We start from the raw sequence: 16,020 nt of genomic DNA, 5'->3' as shown, positions 1-16,020 counted from the left end.
GCGGATTGATCAATGGGAGGAGTCTGAGAGGATTCAAGGGGATTATTCAATGTCAATGGATTGCGGGCCGCTGTTCTGCTGCGGGTCGGGAGCCGTGGTAGGCATTGCCTCGCCTGCTTCATGGGCAATCCAATTGCGCAAGGGATCGGAATCAGGACTTAAATGCAAAATGCCCGAGACAAATCCACCTGCAAAGGCCAGGGGTTTTTGTACGATTTCTCGAAACAGGGGGTTGAGTTCGTCCAAGAACATTGTCTCCTCACAATGGATGATGAATATCCCCATCATTATAGGTTCAATATTATCAGCCTGGGTTTCCCCGTCAGGGGGGAGGAAAAAAGTTGCATAAATTTATGCCCCATGTTCGATCTTAAAACCCGTTGGAGTACCCTAACCCTATCAGCAACTCCCCGTTCCTTGGCCATTCCAGTCATGATCCCGGCATCTTTTTCCTAGCAAATTTCAGGTCTTGTTTCCATGCAGCTTCTTTTTCTCGGTACCGGATCGGCCTTTACGGTGGGGTCCGATAATTATCAGTCCAATATGCTCCTGCGGACTGATTCTGGAGAGCAGTTGCTCATTGATTGTGGTTCAGACATCCGCTGGTCGCTGTACGATCAGGGGCTCTCTTACCGAGATATCACCCATGTCTATATCAGTCATCTCCATGCCGATCACGTTGGGGGTCTGGAATACCTGGGCTTTAGCAGCAAATATGACCCTCAGTGCCCTCGCCCCACCCTGATTTTGAGCAAAAGTCTGGAATCGGATTTGTGGGAGCGCACGCTCTCGGGAGGGATGCGGATGCTGGAGGGAGATCTAGCCTGTCTGGATAGCTTTTTCCAGGTTTGCCCGGTGGGCCAAAGTCGTGAGTTTACCTGGCAGGGGGTGCGCTTTGAACTGGTCCAGACGGTCCATGTCAACAGTGGCTTTGGCCTCATGCCTAGCTATGGGCTCTTTTTTGAAGTCGATCACCGGCGTATTTTAATCACCACGGACTGCCAGCTCCGCCTGGACTATCTCAGCGAGTTTTACGAACGCGCCGACCTCATTTTTCAGGACTGCGAAACCGCAAAACGCCCGACGCCCGTTCATGCCCATTACCAGCAGCTTCGGCGGCTGCCCGCCACCATTCGCCAGAAAATGTGGCTCTATGGCTATAATCCAGGCCCCATTCCCGATGCGGCTCAAGATGGATTTTGCGGCTTTATCCAAAAGGGCCAATGCTTTGATTTTGCCCACCTCCAGGACTGCCTTCAAGCCCTTTAGATCAGGCAGTGAAGTCTTGTGGGTCTGCCGTTGAAACCCCTATTGAGCGATCGCCCCGCTCTCCAGCAGCTGCTGGCAGTCCTGAAGGGTAATTTGAGTCAGGGTTTGCGGTGCCCCCTGGAGTACGGTGCAGGGATTGTCTGCCTCTCCCAGATGGGTCACCACCCAATTGGCCTGGGAAAAGTCCTGTCCTCGGGTGTAGTCGTGCAGGGTTGCGATCACCGGTAGATGGCAAGCCCGTGCTGCGCGCACACCCGGCTCTGAGTCCTCAATGACCACGCACTCCTGAGGCAGGAGATCCAGAGCCTCCAGGGTAAATTGGTAAATATCGGGAGCGGGCTTTTTATGGGGAACCATATCTCCCGCAGCGATGACCGTAAACCAGCTGGGAGCCTCAGGCCCTATCAGTTTCTGAATCAGGGCGATCGCGTTGGATGGGCTGCTGGTGGTGGCGATCGCCAACTGCACCCCCTTACTCCGAGCCGCCTGCATTAATCGCAGCACCCCAGGTCTGAGCTGAATCTGTCCCTGATCCAACCGCTCCTGATAGATCTGGTTTTTGCGCTGATGCAGCCGCAAGAGGTCCGGTTCTCCCTGCCAATCCTGGGGAAGTGGGGCAGCCCCTTGGGCAATGAAATGACGAATCCGCTCCTTCCCACCCCCAATGTGCAGCAGCTGGGCGTAGTGATCCTCTGACCAGTGCCAGCCTAGCTGCCGCTCAGCAAACGCCTGATTAAAGGCCACGCGATGTCCAACTCGCTCGGTCTCGGCCAGGGTTCCATCCACATCGAAAATGATCGCCCGTAGTTGTGCCATCGCTAGAGTCTGCTTATGTGCCGCTTGGGGTTGACATCCTCTCTCTCTGTCCCTGAAAGGTCAGAGAGAGATTCCCCGGATCGCTCCGAAGAGTTCCTGCTTCAGTGCCAAGAGATGATGAGCCCGCTTGAAATGCCAGTCTTTTCGAGTATCGGCAATGCGTTGATGGACCGATGCCCTACGGACGATGCGATCTCTGAAACCGGCTCAGCAGTTGGCTCTAGCTTAAATTCCCAGGTCATGTTTAGCATAAAACCATGATAACCTAAGAAATGCTTGACCTTTTCTTAGGCTTAACTGAATTACTCCCTCCGGGCGCCCGCCGCTGCTGCGTACGTCCTGCGCCCCCCCCCTAACCGCTTCGCGGGATAGGCGGATCACTGCGGCGGATCTGAGTAGAGTCTGAACTAGACTGCCTGCATTCATCCCGGCAAAGTTTACTCTCGCGGTCAAGTATTCACCGCAGCAAAGCATCCACCACAGTGAAGTATCTACGATAAAATCACCCTAGCACCAAGTTGCCCCTGCCGTTCATCTCAGGGTTCCACCGAAGATTAGGAGTGCGGGATTCTCGCGGTTTTTGCTAAAGATGATACACTCAGCTCAACTGGGTTGAGGGGCCTGAGATGATTGAAGGTACATCCATTTCCATAGCGCTGGGAGTCCTATCTGTCCTGGGGATCTTGATCTGGAAGCTATCTGATACCCTGGCCCGCAATCGACAGCTGGAGAGTGCCCTCACCGCAGCCATCACCGAGCATCAATCTGAACTGGATCATTGGCAGCAATCCCACCAGGCTCAGATCCAGCAATTGCAGCAGCAGTTTGGAGAGCAAGCCGCACTTCAGGACCAAAGGGATCAGCTCTCAGCGCGCTTGACCCAGATCTCTCAGGATCATCAGGCTCTGCAAAGTCGTCATGCCAGCCTGGAACATACGCTCCTGGATCATATTCAGGGAATGAATACCCTGCAGCAGCAGGTGGAAACTCAGCGCAGTGCAGGGGCCAAACAGGCGAGGCAAACCCAAAAATATCAAGCCCAGCTTGAACAGCTGCAGCATCGCTATCAAACCCTGCTTGATCAACACCACCAAGAGCAGCAGCAGCACGCAGTCACTCAACAGTCTCTCAACTCTGCTCAGGCGAAGCTCGCAGATTGGACCGCCCAAAAGGCTCAGCTTGAGCGTGAATTGCAGCGGGCGCTACAGCAGATTATCACCCTGGAGGACGCCCTGCAGCGCAGCGCTCAATCCCCCGTAAGGACACCAGCTCAGCCTTCAGAACCCCATCTCCCCAGTTTTTCATCGCAACGTCGTTAGGATCTCAGATTTCGCGATCAAGTTCCGTAATTTAACGGATTGAGTTTGGGGAAAAACCTCGTAATATTTCACCATTCGAAGCCGTGCATTTGAATTTTTGCATTTGAGCTTTGGCCTCTAATTTTTACTGTGGGGTTTCCGCGATGCGTCAACGAACTAGCCAGTTTTCGCCCCTGGTTTCGGCGCGCGCCCCTTGGCAGGGAGCGCCCTTAGCCTGGCAGCCCCCCTTGAATTTCCCAGATGCCCTTGAAGCTCCCCCGCTGCGAGGATCGCGGGGGAACCAGCTTGAGGCCGCTGGGGCCAGCCACATCGGCTACGTGCGGCAAACCAATCAGGATCGCTTCTATTTAAACACTCAAATTCGTCAGCGACCGTGCTCAACCCAATCCCTCCGAGGAATATTCGTCCTTTGCGATGGGATTGGGGGCGGCCAACAGGGGGATGTTGCCAGTACCATGGCTACCTTTTCCCTGGCCCAAACCCTGCTTCAGTATCCCGCGGACTTGGTCCCCACGGAGCTGCATCTTAAATCCGCTCTGTACACCGCCAACCGCCTCCTTCATCAAGAGAATCTGGACTCTAAAGCCCTGGGCATCAGTCAGATGGGCACCACCGCCGTGGTGGCACTGGTGCAGGATTTGCAGTTTAGCCTGGTGCATGTGGGAGATAGTCGATGCTACCGAGTCACCCGCACCCGCGGGCTAGAACAAATGACTACGGATCATCGCATTGCTCAAGGCTCACACGGCGCAGACCCGGCCCAGGCCCATGTTCATCCTCAGGCCCATCGACTCACTCAGGCTCTGGGGCCCAGGCCTAACTCTATGATTTCCCCTGACGTGTTGACCCTGGACGTGGAGGAAGACAGCCTATTTCTGCTCTGTACCGATGGCCTATCCGACCAAGATTTCATTGAAGACTGTTGGGAATCTCGGCTGATGCCCTATCTTGATCCAGCACAATCCTTGGCCTGGGGCGTGAGCGAACTGCTCCACCATGGCCTGTGCCGCAATGGCCACGATAATCTAACCGCATTACTCCTTCGCCTCTGTCCTTAAACTCAACGCCAAGCTCTCCCGTCATTGTTTTGCCCCATTGGCGTTTTTGCCCCCTCGGCCTGCCGCTACAATGCCCCTAATCTAGGGCTGAGGGGAATCGTAGCCTCACCCGCCCTGGATCAATCGCGCTGATATAGAAGCTGATATAGAATAAGAGCATCATCGGAATTCCTAAAGAATCAATAATTTATTTCTTCAAATCAAATGGGCCAATTAATTTAATGAATTATGCGGTTGATGGATGAGGCGATTGATGAATGAGGCGATGAGTTTGGTTCTGTTATTCCTGCGCAATGATTGCTGTTAATATGACTTCCACGGTTGATTCGGAACCCCAGGCTTTAGTCTTACCTAAATGGCTCCAAACCTGTTTACTAGAGGAACAGGCAGGATCAGACACTGCTGAACAGTCTCTCATTTGCCGAGCCTTCAACTTTGCCTTTCACCTCCATGAAGGCCAGTATCGAGCCTCCGGTGATCCCTACATCGCGCATCCGGTGGCGGTGGCAGAATTGCTCAATGACTTGGGCGGCAGCGCCAGCATGATTTGTGCAGGATTTTTGCACGACATCGTGGAAGATACCACCGTAACGCCTGATCAGCTAGAGGACACCTTTGGTGCGGAGGTGCGGCAGCTGGTGGAAGGCGTGACGAAAATCTCCAAGTTTAATTTCTCCACCAAGACCGAGCGCGAAGCTGAAAATTTTCGCAAGATGTTTTTGGCCATGGCGCGCGATGTCCGCGTGATTGTGATCAAGTTGGCCGACCGACTGCATAATATGCGAACCCTGGAGCATCTGTCTAAGGAAAAGCAGCGGCGAATTGCCATGGAAACTCGGGATGTGTTTGCCCCATTAGCCAATCGCCTTGGAATTTGGCGGTTTAAATGGGAGCTAGAGGATCTTTCCTTTAAGTACCTGGAGCCCGAGGTTTATCGATCTATTCAATCTCTGGTGTCCGAAAAGCGCACCACCCGCGAAGCCCTGATTACCGAGGCCGTCAATCGACTCACGGCCAGGCTGGATCCCTTAGGGTTGAAGCATCTGGAGGTCACAGGGCGCCCAAAGCACCTGTACAGCATCTATAAGAAGATGGTGCGTCAGCAAAAGGAATTTCATGAGATTTACGATATCTCAGCGATTCGAGTGATCGTGGGCAGTAATGACGAGTGCTATCGCGTCCTCGCCATTGTTCATGACCTATTTCGCCCTATTCCAGGTCGATTTAAAGACTATATTGGCCTGCCCAAGCCGAATCGATACCAGTCTCTACACACCACGGTCATTGGTCTGGGCGGCAAGCCCCTAGAGGTGCAAATTCGCACCCTGGAGATGCACCATGTGGCGGAATATGGGATTGCCGCCCACTGGAAGTACAAAGAGCAGGGAAACGCCAGTGCCCATCCTTGGAGTCCTGAGGATGAAAAATTCACCTGGCTGCGGCAGCTCCTGGAATGGCAAAGTGACCTGAACGATGTGAGTGATGATGCCCAGGAGTATCTCGATAGCGTCAAAGATGATCTCTATGGCACCGAAGTGTATGTGTTCAGCCCCAAGGGGGATTTGGTTCCCCTAGCCAAGGGAGCCACTCCTGTGGATTTTGCCTACCGGATTCACACCGAGGTCGGGAATCACTGCTATGGGGCCAAGGTGAATGGCCGGATGGTGACCCTCAACACGGGCCTGAAAAACGGCGATATCGTTGAAATTATGACCCAAAAGTCGGCCCATCCCAGTCTGGACTGGCTGAATTTTGTGACCTCCACCCTGGCGCGTAATCGCATTCGTCAGTGGTATAAGCGATCGCGACGCGAGGAGAATATTCAGCGCGGTCGGGACTTGCTGGAAAAGGAGCTGGGGAAAACCGGATTTGATGCGCTGCTGAAATCGGACACGATGCATCAGGTAGCCGAGCAGTGTAACTATGCTAGCCCCGATGATTTGCTGGCGGGGTTAGGCTATGGAGAAACGACCCTGAACCTGGTGGTGAATCGCCTGCGAGAGTTGAACCGCCAGCCCCAGAGCAGCGATCCCCTTACCCAAAAGACCGAGGAAAGCTCTCAGTTCTCTCTGTTTCAGCAAGCCAGCTCCTCTGGACGGGGATCCGCCCCAAGCGCAGGCCAGGACACGCCAATTGCCGGGGTAGAGGGCTTGGTCTACAACCTGGCAAAATGCTGTCACCCCCTGCCGGGTGAGCCGATTATTGGTGTGGTCACCCTCAGCAGTCGGGGCATTTCAATTCATCGTCAGGGTTGCTCCAATGTGGAGAGCGTTCCAGGGGATCGCCTCATCCCCGTCAGCTGGAATCCCCAGTCAGAGACCCAGGGGCATCGACAGACCTATCCAGTAAATATCCAAATTGAAGTGCTGGACCGGGTGGGCATCCTCAATGATATACTCTCACGATTAAAAGATTTGCACATCAATGTCAATAATGCTCAGGTCTTGACCAAACGGGGGCAGCCGGCCCTGATTACCCTGGGCCTGGACATCGAACACCTCAATCAGCTCGATCGCACCTTTACACAAATTCGCAAGATGACCGATGTTTTAAACCTCCGACGACTGCACCATAGCGAGACAACCTCCTCCTAAACTGTGCCTGTTCATGTCAAACTGGGTTAATTTGGAAATTATCGGAGGAAATAGACGTCCAATTTCAACGATAGTTTCTATAGACTTGCTAATTTATTGAGAAGATTCCATGTTTGTTGGACAGCCTGAGTTTGTTGAAAATCCAGAAAACCGTTGCCCCGTTGTCTTGCTGGTTGACACCTCTAGCTCCATGTCAGGCCAACCCATTCAGGCACTCAATGAGGGATTAAGGGCATTTAAAGAAGCCGTCATGAAGGATGAACAGGCTTCTCTCCGGGTTGATGTGGCCATTGTCAGCTTTGGCCCCGTGGAATTGGTGCAAGACTTTGTGACCATTGACCAGTTTGATCCGCCCGCCCTGACTGCTATGGGACTGACCCCCATGGGAGAGGCCATCGATTATGCCCTGGATTTACTGGAGGGGCGCAAGGAAACCTATCGCCAAAACGGAATTCAATATTATCGGCCCTGGGTGTTTTTAATTACGGACGGTGCGCCCAACCCAGATTCGCCCTGGCAGGCGGCGGCTCACAAGATTCAGGATGCCGAGGCTCAGCGTAAGCTGTCCTTTTTTGCCGTGGGGGTCCAAGGCGCAGATATGGGAACGCTGCAACGGATTACTCCTGCCGAACGCCCTCCTCTGATGCTTAATGGATTAGATTTTCGAGCCATGTTTTTGTGGCTGAGCGACTCCATGGTGCGAGTCTCCAGCAGTACGGTGGGGTCGGACATGGTGGCCCTCCCGCCCGTGGGCTGGGGGCAGATTGCGACCTAAGCCTGTGCAACTTAAGCTTGTACGACCCCGTTGTGTGCAGTTGCAATCTCAGTGTGTACGGTAAGGAGTCCCTGTGTCCTGGAATGCGGTTACCTATTCTTCGGTAGGTTCACGTCACTTAGCCCAAAGCTTACCCTGCCAAGACTACAGCCAATTCTTGGTGGAGGGGGAGGTGCTCTACGGGGCCGTATCTGATGGAGCTGGGAGCGCGAAATATGCTGATATTGGAGCCCAGCTTGCGGTTCAAACCTGCCTGGATCAATTAAAGCTAGAATTTTCCCAGCTCGAACCCTTCGACGCAGGACCCGATCCGGCGGCGGTGGTGGAGATCTTTGAACGGGTGGCGGCGGCGATTCTGGAACGTTTGATGGCAGAGGCCCAGCATAAAAACTTTGCCTTAAAAGAACTCAACTGCACCCTCATTGGATTTATTGCGACCCCTGACTGGATGGCGGCCATGCAGGTGGGTGATGGGTTCATCGTGCTTCAGCACTCTAATAGCGCCGTCTTTGAGCTCCTCTTCCAGCCTGAAAAGGGAGAGTATATTAATGAGACGCTGTTTATTACCTCTCCGGGGGCATTGGACCAGCTGCGAGTCTCGGTGCAGTTGGGCTGTCCGGAGTTTATTGCCGCGGCCACGGACGGCCTAGAGAAGGTGGCCATTCGCTATCAGGATTGGTTGCCCCATGCGCCCTTTTTTCGTCCCTTTAAGGACTGTCTCCAGCATTTTGCCACAGGAGAGGAACAGCAATCCTACCTGCAAACTTTTCTGGAGTCGGATCGGTTGAATGCTAAAACCGACGACGACAAGACCTTGCTCATTTGTCTGCATCGGCATCCGGAGGCGCTATGCGAGTCCTAAGGTGCATGGTGACGGGAAAGTCCATCACCCTTACCCAGGAGATGGCAAACAGTGGCGAGGGCATGATCTGGGAAACCTCGCGGCCTGACTGGGTGGCAAAGCTTTATCACCAGCCGACTCCCGCGCGTCTTAAGAAGCTGGAAATCATGATCGCCCATCCCCCCATGGATCCAATGCGCGATCGCCACCATATCACCTTCGCCTGGCCCCAGGATATTTTGGAAGATGAGCGCGGCAATCCGGTGGGCTTTGTAATGCCCTTAATTGGGGAAAGCGTTCCCCTTTCGACCATCTACAACCCGCGCCTACGCAGTCGTAAGGCCCCTCGCTTCAACTGGAAATATCTCCACACCACCGCCCTCAATATTGCCTTGGCAGTGCAGGCGCTGCACCGGGAAGGCTATGTGATCGGGGATATTAAACCCCAGAATATCCTGGTCAACAAAAATGCCTTGATTTCCATTATTGACACCGACTCGTTTCAGGTCAAAGATCCCTACAGCCAGAGCGTCTACCGCTGTTTGGTGGGATCAGAGGGATTTACGCCCCCCGAGCTGCTGGGGCAGGAACTCTCAAAGGTGGATCAAACGGAGATCCACGATCGATTTCGCCTGGCGGTCATTATCTATCTGCTGCTGTTTGGCGATCACCCCTTTAAAGGGCGCTGGATTGCCCAGGGAGAGTCTCCCAATCCCACAGACTTAATCCGACATGGCTACTGGCCCTATGCCCAGCGCAGCCTCATTAAGCCGGGGCCTACGACTATTCCTCTGGATATTGCCCATTCGCAGATTCAGAGCCATTTTCAGGATTGCTTTACCCTCGGTCATCGACAGCCCAACCAGCGACCTCGGGCGGAGGACTGGGCCCAGGCGCTCCGGTTAGCCATTAAATCCCTCAAAGCCTGTCATCTGGAGAAGAATCATTTATTCAGCACCAGCTACGGTCGCTGCTACTGGTGCGATCGCAAGGCCAAGCTGGGGTTAGACATTTTTAGTCCAGACCTGAAGCAAAAGCTAGATCGGGCCAAACAGGCAAAATCCGCTCCCCCCCCCGCGCCAGTTCCCCCCCCGCCTCGTCGGGGATCGCAGCCTGGATCGATCCCCGTGTCCTCAGGGGGGCGCCCCGTGCAAAGCGATTGGGGTTCTATCTTGGCTGGGATCAAGCAACGACTGACTCAGCTGCCGCCCACGGTGGTCGGCAGTGTCCTTTGCCTTTCAAGCCTGTTTGGCTTGGGGCTATTGCTGGTCCCGGAACTGTATGCCGGATCGGTGCAGACGGTTCCAGATTCCCTCGAAACCCTGTTGCGATCCTGGTTTCAGTTGCAGCCGGAGACCTCCTCCGCCCAGAATCATCTTGTAGACCCGCCCCGCCCATTGACCCGCGACAGCCATAACGATGCCGTCACCCAGGTGGATATCAGCCCTGATGGTCAGTTCCTGGTGAGCGGCAGCCGAGACATGACGGTCAAGGTGTGGGATCTGCGTCAGGGCCGTCTGCTGAAATCCCTCACGGAGCACTATGAGCCCATTAACTTTGTGCGCTTTACGCCCGATGGCCGCGCCTTAATGAGCAGCAGTCGATCCGGAGACGTGGTGTTTTGGACCTTTCCCCAGGGAACCCTGCTGCGTAAGCTTGACAAATCCAGTGAAACCGGCGGCGGTGCGCTGCAAAATGCAACCACGGATGCCCAGGGTAATTTTTTGGTCAGTAACGGGTGGAGCGGTGGCATTATGATTCACAATCTGCTCACGAACCAGCTGATGCGCATTGAAACCAACACCTATGCCAGTGAACAGGCTCTGGTGGCGATGCCCAGCCATGCCGAGCTGGTGAGCAGTTCCAGCAGTGGCCAGATGAATGTGTGGAGCTTGAAAACCGGGGAATCCCTCCGCACCTTTCCCGATATTGGGGAATGGCAGTCCGTCGAGCCCGTGCGGGTGATGGCCGTGAGCCCGGAGGGATCTTGGTTAGCTTCGGGAAACTGGAGCGGCACCATTAATCTTTGGGACTACCCCAGCGGCAAAATTATGCAGTCCCTGATCGGGCACCGAAACACCTATATATCCGCCATCACCTTTAGTGAAGATGGTCAGTTGCTGGCAACGGGCGGCGGCGATCATCTCATTAAGCTCTGGAACCTGCGTCAGGGACGACTGGTTAAAACATTCCGTGGCCATCGGGACGACATTACGTCGCTGGATTTTTCGTCTAATGGTCAAACCCTGGTGAGCGGCGGTCAAGATCATCTGATTAAGGTGTGGGACATTCCTTCGGGACAGGAAGTCAAAACTCTGGCAGGACAGGAAGATCTAGCTTCCCCCTAGGGGTAATCCCGGTGTGACCTGTGTTTTCCCCGGTGCCTTGACCTCGACCCAGACATTGCCTAGCGACCATTGAGGTAGTTGATAATGCCTTCGGCAATCGCCTTGGCCATTTTTTGGCGGTAGGCTGCGGATTTAAAGTTGGCCGAGTCGCGTGCCCCGGTAATAAAGCCGGTTTCAACGAGAACGGCCGGCATGGAGGTTTTTCGCAATACGTAAAAGCGAGCCTGGCGAATACCGCGATCGCCAATGCTCACGTTTTGCAAGATGCTGTTATGAATGTTGCGTGCCAAGCGATAACCGGAGGCGGTGGCGTAGTAATAAGTCTCCAGTCCATTAATGTCCGGACGGGACAGACTGATGGCATTGGCGTGGATACTCACAAACACATCGGCTCTGATGCCCTCGGCCTTATCTACCCGAGGCTGGAGGTCCACCTCCACATCGCTGCTGCGCGTGGCGATCGCGTTAATCCCGCGCCGTCTCAGCTCTGCAATAACATCTTGGGAGATGGAGAACACCACATTCTTTTCGTAAAGGCCGTTGCCCACCGCACCGGGATCTCGCCCGCCATGGCCAGGATCAATGGCCACGACCTTAGCCCCTGGCCGCACCGGGACCGATGGCGCGCTGGCCCTGGGATCAGGTAGCTTTGCCGGGGGGACCTGAACCGAAATTAGCTTTTGCGATTGAGGGTTCGCATCGCGGACCGGAAAAAACTTTGGAAGGCGAACAAACCATCGGTTCGGAGCAATGCCGCGAATTTCCAGCTTGGAAGGACTGATGGTGTATTGCTTGGATAACTCCAACACAATGCGGGTGGTGCTTTTGTTGAACTGCGCCACCCGCATCTCTTTGATATAGCGACTTTTAATTTTTTGCTGGTTTTTCGGGCGCCGAATTGAAGTATTGGGCAGATCGATAATGACTCGGGTGGGATTGGGAACCACCAGTGCCCGAGGCTTGACCCCGGCATCGGTAATTAAATCCAGGCGAGCATCCTTGAGATCAAAATTCCAGTAGGTGAGCCTTGCCGCTTCCACGGAGGTTGCCACACTCGCTAAGAACAGGGTGAGCGGCGGAATAATCCAGCGAGCTAATTTCAAAATTTCCCCCTGACTGTCGCATTCATCAGTTGACGGTTCATCATGGGTGCAATCTCAAAACGTTTTGGGCTTACAGCATCGGAGGTGGGTAAAAACAGGGGCAAAATCCACTAATCCAGAGAAAAATTTAGCCATGCGTTTTTTTTTGACTCTAACCCGGGCCAGAATGTTTCCTTGCCCCCAGGGGCCGGGAGGCGAAAGGATTGCAACCGGTCCGACCCTTGAAGCCTTCGCCTTAGAGGGATCAGATGCTGGGATGTAGATTACTAGGAATATAGCCGTTCTGCAATTCTCAGTTTGGCAGATCGCGATCGCGGGTTGAGGGCCTGCTCCGCTGCGGTCGGTACCAGGGGCTTTTTGGTAAGGGGCCGCAGATCAGGGTGGTTTCGAAAACTCAGCTTAACTTGCCGATCCTCAAGGCTGTGAAAGCTGATGATGCACAGTCTGCCCTGGGGACGGAGCCATCGGGGGCTTATCTCCAGCAGGGTTTCCAGAGATTCCAGCTCCCGGTTCACGGCCATACGCAAGGATTGAAAAACCCGTGTTGCAGGATGAATGCGCCATTTCTTTTGCTTGAGGGCCACTGGCAGAGCGGCAATGACTAGGCTGGCTAGCTGCCCTGTGGTTTGCAGGGGACGGCGCTGTACCACCTGCCGAGCAATGCGTTTAGAAAAGCGCTCCTCTCCCAGGCGAAAAAATAAATCGGCCAGATCCCGTTCGCTGAGGTGATTGAGCAGATCGGCTGCAGTGAGATCCTGACTGAGATCCATGCGCATATCCAGAGGCGCGTCCTGGCGGAAGCTAAAGCCCCGTTCGCCTTGATCAAACTGAGCCGAACTGACGCCCAGATCGGCAAGAATGCCGTCAAAGCTTTCCAGGGGTGGAGAAAAGGTGGAAAAGTTCCCCTTCCAGAACTGGATGCGATCGCCGTAGGCCTGCAGGCGGGTTCGGGCCGCCTGCAGGGCCTGTTCGTCCTGGTCAATGGCAGTCAGGCACACCGTGGGGTCCGCCTCTAGAATGAGCTGGCTGTGACCGCCGCCGCCCACGGTGAGATCCAGATAGCATCCCCCCGACCGCAGATTCAGCCCCTCCAGGACCTCTGCGGCCAGCACCGAGACATGATGAAAGGGGAGCGGGGCTGGGGACGGAACAGCGCTGGCCATGGATTTACTCTCAACTCCACCAGAAATGGATTGCTTTACTATCTTGCCATTGGAACTGCAAGGGGAGATGATGAAAGGCTTGAGAGCAAAAGGCCCCTGGCTAGCCTCCGGGCCGGTCAAGGACCCTGCAACGCCGTCAAAGTTTAGGAATCTATGCGCCTGTCTCAGCTGCTATTGGTGACCCTTCGAGAAGATCCCGCGGATGCGGAACTTCCCAGCCATAAACTTTTGGTTCGAGCCGGATATATTCGCCGGGTGGGCAATGGGATCTATGCCTACCTGCCGTTCATGTGGCGGGTTCTACAAAAGGTTTCTCAGATCGTGCGCGAGGAAATGAATCGCAGCGGAGCGCAGGAATGTCTGTTGCCTCAGCTGCAGCCCGCTGATCTGTGGCGCGAGTCCGGACGCTGGGAGACCTATACCAAAGCCGAAGGCATTATGTTTGCCCTGCGCGATCGCCAGGATCGAGACCTGGGCCTGGGGCCTACCCACGAAGAAGTCATTACGGCCCTTGCCCGAGATTTAATTCGATCCTATCGGCAGCTGCCTCTGCATCTGTATCAAATCCAGACTAAATTTCGAGACGAAATCCGGCCTCGGTTTGGATTGATGCGCGGGCGAGAATTTATTATGAAGGACGGCTATTCCTTCCATGCCGATGCCGCCAGTTTAGATCAAACCTACAATTTGATGTACCAGACCTATAGCCGCATTCTCCAGCGCTGCGGACTAGAATTTCGGGCGGTGGAGGCGGATTCGGGAGCCATTGGCGGATCTAAATCCCATGAGTTCATGGTATTGGCTGAGGCGGGAGAAGATGAAGTTCTCTTCAGTGAAGATGGGCAATATGCAGCCAACAGCGAAAAGGCTGTTTCGGTGCCGCCCAAGGCTCAGCCTTCGCCCTTTACAGCGGTGGAAACCGTGGAAACCCCTGATTGTAGTACCCTTGAGGCCCTGTGTGAGTCCCTGAACTGCTCCGCCACCCAGGTCCTCAAGACGGTCCTCTACGGGGCATCCTTTGAGAATGATCGCCAGGTGCTGGTGTTGGTGGGTCTGCGCGGCGACCAAACCGTGAATGAGGTGAAGCTGGTGAATGCCTTGACTGCTCGGGCCCCGCGCTACGATGCCACGGCCCTTATTTCCCTCTCGCCCCTGGAAAGTGAGGCGGCCCAGGCCCTTTTAAAGCCCGATTGCCCCCTGGGCTACATTGCCCCGGATCTGAGCGACAAGTGGATCAACAATCAGCCTCACCTGGAACCAGCGTTTTTGCGGCTGTTAGATGAGACGGCGGTGCCACTTCAGGGCTTTGTCGCCGGGGCCAATCAGCTGGGCCAGCATCGGGTTGGCCTCCGCTGGGGCAATCCGATGGTTCAACCCCAGGAGGTGGTGGATGTGCGTCAGGCCCAGGCCGGCGATCGCGCTGTGCATGATCCCAGCCAGCGGTTACGGACTGCCCGCGGCATTGAGATTGGCCATATTTTTCAGTTGGGCCGCAAATATTCCCAGGCCATGGGGGCCACCTACACCAGTGAGCAGGGCAAAGAAGAGGCCCTGGTGATGGGGTGCTATGGGGTGGGGGTATCTCGTCTGGCCCAGGCCGCCGTGGAGCAGTCCTATGACGATCAAGGGATTATCTGGCCCGTGGCCCTTGCCCCCTACCAGGCCATTGTGGTCATCCCCAATCTCAAAGATGCGCAGCAGGTGGCGGTGGCAGACCAGATCTACCACGATCTCAACCAGGCGGGCATTGAAACCCTCCTCGATGATCGCCAGGAGCGAGCCGGTGTGAAGTTCAAAGATGCGGACCTGTTGGGCATTCCCTATCGGGTTGTCACCGGTCGTGCGGTTGCCCAGGGGGAAGTGGAAGTGGTGATTCGGGCATCGGGAGAATCGGTCCAGATTGCCATCGATCAGATTCTTCCAACCCTGCGCCAGTGGATTGCGCGGGCCCTGGCAGGGCCGGACCGCTAAACCAGCGTCCAAATTCTTGGCTCTAGATCCCTCTAGGGGCTGCTGGGCCATCTCAGATTAGGATAAAATTTGGGTCATGATCGGGGGATAGTGCTTGTGGGGATAGTGCTTTGAGTGAACATGCAGCGGACAGCCAAATCGACCCTTCCCAGGTTGCTGGGCCAGACCCTGATTCAGTGGATTCGGTGGCGGATCCGCGGACCCAAGAGGCCATCGAAAGTTTGGCGCGCATCCGCGAAATATTAACCGGAGAGCAGATTGCCAGCTGCTTTCAGCGCATTGAACAGTCGGAGCGGACCATGCAGCAGGCCCTGCAGGTCCTCGAAGATCGTCTCTGGCAGCGCCTAGATCAGATTCAGCAACAGCTGTCCAACGATATTCAATCGGTGACCCAGCAGCTTGAGTCCGGGATGCGCGATCGCCAGCAAGCTGAGCAGTCCCTGCGCGAGGGTCTGGGCCATGAAGGCCAGGTGCGGGATAGGCAAATCCAAGAGGTAGGACGGCAGATAGAAACGCTTCAGACCCAGATGCGGCAGGCTCTAGAGCATGAGTCCCAGCAGCTCAATGCGGCAATTAGCCACCAATCGCGGGACATCCTGGCCCGACTCGATCAAGAAGTCCACACCCTGATTCAACGGCAAACTCAGGACCAGGTTCGCCTCGCCCAGCTTCTGGAGGGCCTCGCCCAACAGATTCTTCAGCGCGGCAGCTAGGCCCGGTCCTAGCCGCCAAGTCAGCTTGAGATCGCTGGTAGGATAATGCT

At 55.0% G+C, this 16,020-nt stretch carries 13 protein-coding genes and 1 pseudogene; 9 read left to right on the top strand and 5 right to left on the bottom strand.

Annotated elements, in window-relative coordinates; genetic code table 11:
- Positions 1-42: 42 nt before the first annotated feature.
- Entirely contained in the window at positions 43-246 is a 204-nt protein-coding gene (locus QQ91_RS17320; RefSeq protein ID WP_349306875.1) for a ssl0294 family protein, read from the bottom strand.
- A 231-nt stretch (positions 247-477) separates the two neighbouring features.
- Between QQ91_RS17320 and QQ91_RS17315 the strand changes: the two genes are divergently transcribed.
- The gene (locus QQ91_RS17315; RefSeq protein WP_166276566.1) at positions 478-1,269 is read left to right on the top strand and encodes an MBL fold metallo-hydrolase; all 792 of its coding nucleotides are present in this window, start codon (positions 478-480) and stop codon (positions 1,267-1,269) included.
- Positions 1,270-1,308: 39 nt separating this feature from the next.
- Here QQ91_RS17315 and QQ91_RS17310 read toward each other — a convergent pair whose 3' ends face one another.
- Positions 1,309-2,085: an HAD-IA family hydrolase gene (locus QQ91_RS17310; protein WP_166276563.1), complete on the bottom strand. Its 777-nt coding sequence runs from the start codon at positions 2,083-2,085 to the stop codon at positions 1,309-1,311.
- 111 nt (positions 2,086-2,196) lie between these two features.
- Positions 2,197-2,262, bottom strand: a pseudogene (locus QQ91_RS21920) (RNA-guided endonuclease TnpB family protein); the annotation flags it as partial.
- A 449-nt stretch (positions 2,263-2,711) separates the two neighbouring features.
- Between QQ91_RS21920 and QQ91_RS17305 the strand changes: the two are divergent.
- The 6 genes from QQ91_RS17305 to QQ91_RS17280 all read left to right on the top strand — a co-directional run bounded on the left by QQ91_RS17305 (position 2,712) and on the right by QQ91_RS17280 (position 11,020).
- The gene (locus QQ91_RS17305) at positions 2,712-3,404 is read left to right on the top strand and encodes a hypothetical protein (protein WP_166276561.1); all 693 of its coding nucleotides are present in this window, start codon (positions 2,712-2,714) and stop codon (positions 3,402-3,404) included.
- Positions 3,405-3,547: 143 nt separating this feature from the next.
- Positions 3,548-4,462, top strand: a complete 915-nt coding sequence (locus tag QQ91_RS17300; protein WP_166276559.1) for a protein phosphatase 2C domain-containing protein — start codon at positions 3,548-3,550, stop codon at positions 4,460-4,462.
- A gap of 308 nt (positions 4,463-4,770) precedes the next feature.
- A complete protein-coding gene (locus tag QQ91_RS17295) occupies positions 4,771-7,056 on the top strand; it encodes a RelA/SpoT family protein (RefSeq protein WP_166276557.1) in 2,286 nt (761 codons plus the stop codon).
- Positions 7,057-7,165: 109 nt separating this feature from the next.
- Positions 7,166-7,831, top strand: coding sequence for a vWA domain-containing protein (locus tag QQ91_RS17290; protein ID WP_166276555.1), 666 nt, complete (start codon positions 7,166-7,168; stop codon positions 7,829-7,831).
- A 73-nt stretch (positions 7,832-7,904) separates the two neighbouring features.
- Entirely contained in the window at positions 7,905-8,693 is a 789-nt protein-coding gene (locus QQ91_RS17285; protein ID WP_166276553.1) for a PP2C family serine/threonine-protein phosphatase, read from the top strand.
- Positions 8,681-11,020 (top strand): protein kinase domain-containing protein, encoded by a 2,340-nt coding sequence (locus tag QQ91_RS17280; protein WP_166276551.1) that lies wholly within the window; start codon positions 8,681-8,683, stop codon positions 11,018-11,020. Before QQ91_RS17285 ends, QQ91_RS17280 begins: the two co-directional genes overlap by 13 nt.
- 59 nt (positions 11,021-11,079) lie before the next feature.
- Here the strand turns inward: QQ91_RS17280 and QQ91_RS17275 are convergent, their stop codons facing one another.
- Together QQ91_RS17275 and rsmH are read right to left on the bottom strand one after the other, a co-directional pair.
- Positions 11,080-12,123 (bottom strand): N-acetylmuramoyl-L-alanine amidase, encoded by a 1,044-nt coding sequence (locus tag QQ91_RS17275; RefSeq protein WP_201277164.1) that lies wholly within the window; start codon positions 12,121-12,123, stop codon positions 11,080-11,082.
- 266 nt (positions 12,124-12,389) lie between these two features.
- Positions 12,390-13,286, bottom strand: a complete 897-nt coding sequence (gene rsmH / locus QQ91_RS17270; RefSeq protein ID WP_166276549.1) for a 16S rRNA (cytosine(1402)-N(4))-methyltransferase RsmH — start codon at positions 13,284-13,286, stop codon at positions 12,390-12,392.
- Between the two features lie 153 nt (positions 13,287-13,439).
- Here rsmH and QQ91_RS17265 point away from each other — a divergent pair, with 153 nt between their 5' ends.
- Positions 13,440-15,257: a proline--tRNA ligase gene (locus tag QQ91_RS17265; RefSeq protein ID WP_166276547.1), complete on the top strand. Its 1,818-nt coding sequence runs from the start codon at positions 13,440-13,442 to the stop codon at positions 15,255-15,257.
- A 110-nt stretch (positions 15,258-15,367) separates the two neighbouring features.
- Positions 15,368-15,970 (top strand): hypothetical protein, encoded by a 603-nt coding sequence (locus tag QQ91_RS17260; protein WP_166276545.1) that lies wholly within the window; start codon positions 15,368-15,370, stop codon positions 15,968-15,970.
- The last annotated feature ends 50 nt before the right edge of the window (positions 15,971-16,020 follow it).

This window comes from Lyngbya confervoides BDU141951 (assembly GCF_000817775.3).
In the GTDB taxonomy this organism is placed as follows: Bacteria; Cyanobacteriota; Cyanobacteriia; order Thermosynechococcales; family Thermosynechococcaceae; genus Lyngbya; species Lyngbya confervoides.
The sequence above is the reverse complement of the archived record's forward strand: the minus strand, read 5'-3'. Positions and strand labels throughout refer to the sequence as shown.